At 63.2% G+C, this 6,182-nt stretch carries 6 protein-coding genes and 1 pseudogene; all 7 read left to right on the forward strand.

What is annotated here, in order from left to right; genetic code table 11:
• A partial coding sequence (locus tag ACOJTD_RS22060; protein WP_420134998.1) for a transporter substrate-binding protein occupies positions 1-493 on the forward strand: 493 nt, incomplete at its 5' end.
• A 180-nt stretch (positions 494-673) separates the two neighbouring features.
• The gene (gene urtB, locus ACOJTD_RS22065) at positions 674-1,600 is read left to right on the forward strand and encodes an urea ABC transporter permease subunit UrtB (protein ID WP_420134999.1); all 927 of its coding nucleotides are present in this window, start codon (positions 674-676) and stop codon (positions 1,598-1,600) included.
• A gap of 16 nt (positions 1,601-1,616) precedes the next feature.
• Positions 1,617-2,765: an urea ABC transporter permease subunit UrtC gene (urtC, locus tag ACOJTD_RS22070; RefSeq protein WP_420135000.1), complete on the forward strand. Its 1,149-nt coding sequence runs from the start codon at positions 1,617-1,619 to the stop codon at positions 2,763-2,765.
• Positions 2,766-2,775: 10 nt separating this feature from the next.
• Positions 2,776-3,531 (forward strand): annotated as a pseudogene (gene urtD / locus ACOJTD_RS22075) (urea ABC transporter ATP-binding protein UrtD).
• Positions 3,532-3,748: 217 nt separating this feature from the next.
• Positions 3,749-4,438, forward strand: coding sequence for an urea ABC transporter ATP-binding subunit UrtE (urtE, locus tag ACOJTD_RS22080; RefSeq protein ID WP_420135001.1), 690 nt, complete (start codon positions 3,749-3,751; stop codon positions 4,436-4,438).
• Between the two features lie 37 nt (positions 4,439-4,475).
• Positions 4,476-5,705 carry a formamidase gene (gene fmdA / locus ACOJTD_RS22085; RefSeq protein WP_420135002.1) on the forward strand — a complete coding sequence of 410 codons (1,230 nt, stop codon included), beginning with the start codon at positions 4,476-4,478 and terminating at the stop codon, positions 5,703-5,705.
• A gap of 74 nt (positions 5,706-5,779) precedes the next feature.
• Positions 5,780-6,121, forward strand: a complete 342-nt coding sequence (locus ACOJTD_RS22090; protein WP_420135003.1) for an FmdB family zinc ribbon protein — start codon at positions 5,780-5,782, stop codon at positions 6,119-6,121.
• The last annotated feature ends 61 nt before the right edge of the window (positions 6,122-6,182 follow it).

Below are 6,182 nucleotides of genomic sequence, written 5' to 3' on the forward strand. Positions count from 1 at the left end.
TTCGAACGTCGCGTTCTACAAGCAGCTCAAGGCGGCCGGCATCGACCTGTCGAAGCAGACGCTGCTGACGATCTCGGTGACCGAGGACGAAATCGACGGCATCGGCGGCGAGAACATCGCGGGCGCCTACGCCTGCATGAAATACTTCCAGTCTCTCGACAATCCGAACAACAAGAAGTTCGTCGCCGACTTCAAGAAGATGTGGGGCGAAAAGACGGTGATCGGAGACGTCACCCAGGCTGCCTATCTCGGCCCGTGGCTGTGGAAATTGACCGTCGAGAAGGCCGGTTCCTTCGACATCGACAAGGTCGCGGCGGCGTCGCCCGGCGTCGAGTTCAAGGGCGCGCCGGAGGGCTACGTCCGGATCCACGAGAACCATCACCTCTGGTCCAAGACCCGCGTCGGCAAGGCCAAGGCCGACGGCCAGTACGAACTGGTCTACGAGACCGCCGACCTGGTCGAGCCTGATCCGTTCCCGAAGGGCTACCAGTAAGCAGCGCGCCGGCGCTGGCTTTCCGCACTCCGCGTCATGCGCGGGCTTGACCCGCGCATCCATCGCTCTTCGCAAGATGATGGATCGCCGGGTCAAGCCCGGCGATGACGACCGGAATGCGGCACGGGCGCCGGCGACATCACTGCGTCGGATCATTTCAACTCAGCAGGGGCAGCCTCCATGTTCGGCGACTATTCGATTGGCGATCTCGGCGCGATCTTCGCGATGCAGGGCTTTGCCGGCCTGATCCTGTTCTCGGTCTACGTGCTGATGGCGCTGGGCCTGGCGATCATCTTCGGCCAGATGGGCGTCATCAACATGGCGCACGGCGAGTTCATGATCCTCGGCGCCTACGTCACCTGGATGACGTCGAACGCGTTCCAGACCTATCTGCCGGCGCTGTTTCCCGGCTACTTCTTCGTCGCGATGATCCTCGCGTTCTTTGCATCCGGCGCGCTCGGCATGCTGGTCGAATGGGGATTGATCAGGCACCTTTACAAGCGTCCGCTCGATACGCTGCTCGCCACGTGGGGGCTGTCGCTGATCCTGCAGCAGGCCTATCGCTCGATCTTCGGCGCGCGTGAGGTCGGCGTCGAGCTGCCGCAATGGATGCTCGGCTCCAAGCAGGTCACCGACACCATCGAGGTGCCGATCAACGGCATCTTCGTGATGTGCCTGACGGTGCTGATCACCGCGACCGTCGCCTATGTGATGTACAAGTCGCGCTGGGGTCGTCAGGTCCGCGCCGTGGTGCAGAACCGGGTGATGGCCGGCGCCGTCGGCATCAACACCGAGAAGGTCGACCGCTACACCTTCGGACTCGGCTGCGGCATCGCCGGCATCGCTGGCAGCGCCTTCACCATGATCGGCTCGACCGGGCCGACCTCGGGTCAGCTCTACATCGTCGACACCTTCCTGGTCGTCGTGTTCGGCGGCGCCGCCAGCCTGTTCGGCACCATCGCATCGGCCTTCAGCATCTCGCAGGCGCAGTCGACCATGGAATTCTTCATGTCCGGCTCGATGGCCAAGGTGCTCACGCTGCTCGCCATCGTCGCGATCCTGATGATGCGCCCGCAAGGCCTGTTCGCCCTCAAGGTCCGCAAGTAAACGGGGAGACACGACAATGGAAAGCCCGCGCTTTCTCAGCCGCTCGGACATCATCGGTCTCGCCGCCCTCGCTCTGCTGCTGGTCGTCATCCTGCCGTTGTCGCTGGATGTGTTCCGGCTCAATTTGGTGGCGAAATATCTGACCTACGCTTTCGTGGCGCTCGGCCTGGTGCTGTGTTGGGGCTTCGGCGGCAGTCTCAGCCTGGGGCAGGGGGTGTTCTTCGGCCTCGGCGGCTACTGCATGGCGATGTATCTCAAGCTGGAAGCCTCCAGCGTTGAGAACACCAAGATCCAGTCTACGCCGGGCATCCCGGACTTCATGGACTGGAACCAGATCACCCACATTCCGTGGTTCTGGCAGCCGTTCCACAGCCTGACGCTGACAGTCCTGGCGATCCTGATCGTGCCGACGCTGTTCGCCTATCTGGTCGGCGCGGCGATGTTCAAGCGACGCGTGGGCGGGGTCTACTTCGCGATCATCACCCAGGCGATCGCGGCGATCTGCACCATCCTGATCATCGGCCAGCAGGGCTACACCGGCGGCATCAACGGCATCACCGACCTCCGCACGCTGAAGGGCTGGGACATCCGTCCCGACCACGCCAAGGTGATCCTGTACTTCGTCGAGGTCGCCTTCCTGTTCGGCTGTATCCTGCTGGCGCTGTTCGTGCGGCACTCCAAGCTCGGCCGCATTCTGGTGGCGATGCGCGAGAAGGAGGACCGGGTGCGGTTTTCCGGCTACAGCGTCGCCAACTTCAAGATCTTCGCGTTCTGCCTGGCGGCGATGTTCGCGGCGATCGGCGGCGCGATGTTCACCCTCAATGTCGGGTTCATGTCGCCGTCCTTCGTCGGCATCGTGCCGTCGATCGAGATGGTGATCTACACCGCGGTCGGCGGCCGGCTATCGATCTTCGGTGCGATCTACGGAACGCTGCTGGTCAACTTCGCCAAGACCAGCCTGTCGGAATCCTTCCCGCAGCTGTGGCTGTTCGGTCTCGGCGCGCTGTTCATCGCGGTGGTGCTGATCTTCCCGAATGGCCTCGCCGGCATCTGGCGGGACTACGTTCAGCCGCTGATCGACCGACTGATCAGCAAGCGCAAGTCCGGCTCGGGTCACAGCAACGGCGCGCTCGGCCCAATCGCCGACGGCGCCCCGGCGGAATGAGGAGGCAACCATGCTGATCGGCCATCAAGCTCCCGACTTCCTGCTCGCGGTGGAGGGACTCACCGTGTCGTTCGACGGCTTCAAAGCTGTCAACGACCTGTCGTTCTACGTCGAGGAGAACGAGATCCGCGTCATCATCGGCCCCAACGGCGCCGGCAAGACCACGGTGCTCGATCTGATCTGCGGCAAGACTAAAGCCACCTCCGGTGCGATCCACTTCCGCGGCAAGGATCTCACCAAGATGAAGGAGAACCAGATCGTCCAGGCCGGTGTCGGCCGCAAGTTCCAGACGCCGTCGATCTACGAAGACCTCACGGTGTTCGAGAATCTGGAGATCTCCTAGCCGCAGGGCCGCTGGGTGTTCGGGGCGCTGTCGTTCCCGCGCACCCCGGCGGTGCGCGAGCGTGTCGAGGAAGTCGCCGAGGCGATCTTTCTCAAGGACAAGCTCGGCATGAGCGCGGACCTGCTGAGCCACGGCCAGAAGCAGTGGCTCGAGATCGGCATGCTGCTGATCCAGGACCCCGACCTGCTGATGCTGGACGAACCGGTCGCCGGCATGAGCGTCTCCGAGCGCGTCAAGACCGCCGAGCTGCTGCACACCATCATCAAGGACCGCTCGGTGCTGGTGATCGAGCACGACATGAAGTTCGTCGAAGACATCGCCCACAAGGTCACCGTGCTGCACCAGGGCCAGATCCTGTCCGAAGGTACGATGGAGACGGTGAAGAACGATCCCAAGGTCATCGAAGTGTATCTGGGACATTAAGCGATGAATGCGCAGGCGAATCCAACATACAGCCTCGTGTCCCGGGCGCGGTGCAGCACGCAGTGCTGCTCCGCAGACCCGGGACCCCGGTTGCCGAGCAGCGGCGAATTAACCGGGGCCCCGGATCTGCGGCGCATCACGCCGCAAGTGCGGCGCGCTGCGCCTCGTCCGGGGCACGCATTCTTGTTGGGCAACCTGGCACCCTAAGGAGATCCCGATGCTCGCTATCAACGATCTGCATGTCGCCTATGGCCAGAGCGAGGTGTTGCACGGGCTCAACATCAACGTGGCGCCGAATGAGATCGTCGCCATCATGGGCCGCAACGGCATGGGCAAGACCACGCTGATGAAGTCGCTGATGGGGATCATCCCGCAGCGGCAGGGTTCGATTGCGATGAACGGCACCGAGCTTGGCGGCCTCAAGAGTTACGAGCGCGTCGCCAAGGGGCTGGCTTACGTGCCGCAGGGCCGCATGATCTTCTCGACCATGACGGTGAAGGAGAATATCGAAACCGGCCTCGTCGTCTCCGGCGAGAAGGATGTGCCGGCCGATCTCTACGAGCTGTTTCCGGTGCTGCTCGAAATGAAGAGCCGACGCGGCGGCAATTTGTCCGGCGGTCAGCAGCAGCAGCTCGCGGTCGCGCGTGCGCTCGCCACCAAGCCGAAGGTGTTGCTGCTCGACGAGCCGACCGAGGGCATTCAGCCGTCGATCATCAAGGACATGGCGCGGACGCTGAAGCAGATCCGCGACACCAAGGGCCTCTCCATCATCGTCTCCGAGCAGGTGCTGAGCTTCGCGCTCGACGTCGCCGACCGCGTGCTGGTGATCGAGAACGGCGAGATCGTCCGCGACGAAGCGCGCGACAGCGTCGATGAGGCGCAGGTCGCAAAATATCTGTCTGTGTAAGTCTAACCAAGTCCACTGGTCGAAAAGGGAGCATCCGATGCCAGAGACACTGATCAAGGTCGATCTCACGCAGTCCGCTTACGACAACGAGATGGTCCACAACCGCTGGCATCCGGACATCCCAATGGCGGCCTGGGTCAATCCGGGCGACGACTTCATCGTCGAGACTTATGATTGGACCGGCGGATTCATCAAGAACAACGACTCGGCCGACGACGTTCGCGACATCGATCTGTCGATCGTGCACTTCCTGTCGGGCCCGATCGGCGTCAAGGGCGCCGAGCCGGGTGACCTGCTGGTGGTCGATTTGCTCGACGTCGGTCCGATGAAGGAGAGCCTGTGGGGCTTCAATGGATTCTTCTCCAAGCAGAACGGCGGCGGCTTCCTGACCGATCACTTCCCGCTGGCGCAGAAGTCGATCTGGGACTTCAAGGGCATGTACACCTCGTCGCGCCACATCCCGGGCGTGAACTTCGCCGGCCTGATCCATCCCGGCCTGATCGGCTGTCTACCCGACCCGAAGCTGCTGGCGACCTGGAACGATCGCGAAACCGCACTGATCGCCACCAATCCGACCCGCGTGCCCGGCCTCGCCAATCCGCCGTTCGGCCCGACTGCCCACATGGGCAAGCTGAAGGGCGACGATAAGGCCAAGGCTGCGGCCGAAGGCGCCCGCACCGTGCCGCCGCGTGAGCATGGCGGCAACTGCGACATCAAAGATCTGTCGCGCGGTTCGAAGATCTACTTCCCGGTCTATGTGCCGGGCGGCGGGCTGTCGATGGGCGATCTGCACTTCAGCCAGGGCGACGGCGAAATCACCTTCTGCGGCGCCATCGAGATGGCCGGCTGGCTGCACATCAAGGTCGACGTCATCAAGGACGGCGTGTCGAAATACGGCATCAAGAATCCGATCTTCAAGCCGTCGCCGGTGACACCGAACTACAAGGACTATCTGATCTTCGAGGGCATCTCGGTCGACGAAGCCGGTCAGCAGCACTACCTCGACGTCACCGTCGCGTATCGCCAAGCGTGCTTGAACGCCATCGAGTATCTGAAGAAGTTCGGCTACTCCGGCGCCCAGGCCTACTCGATCCTCGGCACCGCGCCGGTGCAGGGGCACATCAGCGGCGTGGTCGACGTGCCGAACGCCTGCGCCACCCTGTTCCTGCCGACGCAGATCTTCGACTTCGACATCATGCCGAGCGGGGCCGGACCGATCAAACATATCGACGGTTCGATCCAGATGCCGCTGTCGCCGGACAAGTAACACGGCCAACTCGGCCGCGGGGCCATGCCATTTGGCTCCGCGGCTGCCTTTTCCCCTTTGCGATGAGGACGGCCATGCCGGTTTATGAATATCTCTGCGATGCCTGCGGTCCTTTCACCGATATGCGGCCCATGGCCGAATGCGATGATCCGCAGGACTGCCCGCACTGCGCGACGTCCGCGCCCCGCGTCATGCTGACCGCACCGGCCTTCTTCTGCATGCCGTCGGACAAGCGCAAGGCGCACGCCACCAACGAGCGCAGCAAGCATGCGCCGCAAACGGTGGCGGAATACAAGGCGAAGCACGGGCCCGGCTGCGGCTGCTGCTCCAGCAAGAAGCCCGCACGGCTGATGAAGAAGACGGCGACAGGCTCCAAGAGCTTCCCGACTGCGCGCCCCTGGATGATCAGCCACTGACACTGTCGCCGGAATGCGCTATCGTCCACCCCCGTGCATCTGGCGGGGCAGGCGGAGGCGC

The organism is Rhodopseudomonas sp. (assembly GCF_048594845.1).
Lineage (GTDB): Bacteria > Pseudomonadota > Alphaproteobacteria > Rhizobiales > Xanthobacteraceae > Rhodopseudomonas.

Coding starts and splice junctions, on each gene's coding strand:
- fmdA (WP_420135002.1), top strand. CDS start 4,476: ATGCCAGAGACACTGATCAAGGTCGATCTCACGCAGTCCGCTTACGAC.
- urtC (WP_420135000.1), top strand. CDS start 1,617: ATGGAAAGCCCGCGCTTTCTCAGCCGCTCGGACATCATCGGTCTCGCC.
- urtB (WP_420134999.1), top strand. CDS start 674: ATGTTCGGCGACTATTCGATTGGCGATCTCGGCGCGATCTTCGCGATG.
- urtE (WP_420135001.1), top strand. CDS start 3,749: ATGCTCGCTATCAACGATCTGCATGTCGCCTATGGCCAGAGCGAGGTG.
- ACOJTD_RS22090 (WP_420135003.1), top strand. CDS start 5,780: ATGCCGGTTTATGAATATCTCTGCGATGCCTGCGGTCCTTTCACCGAT.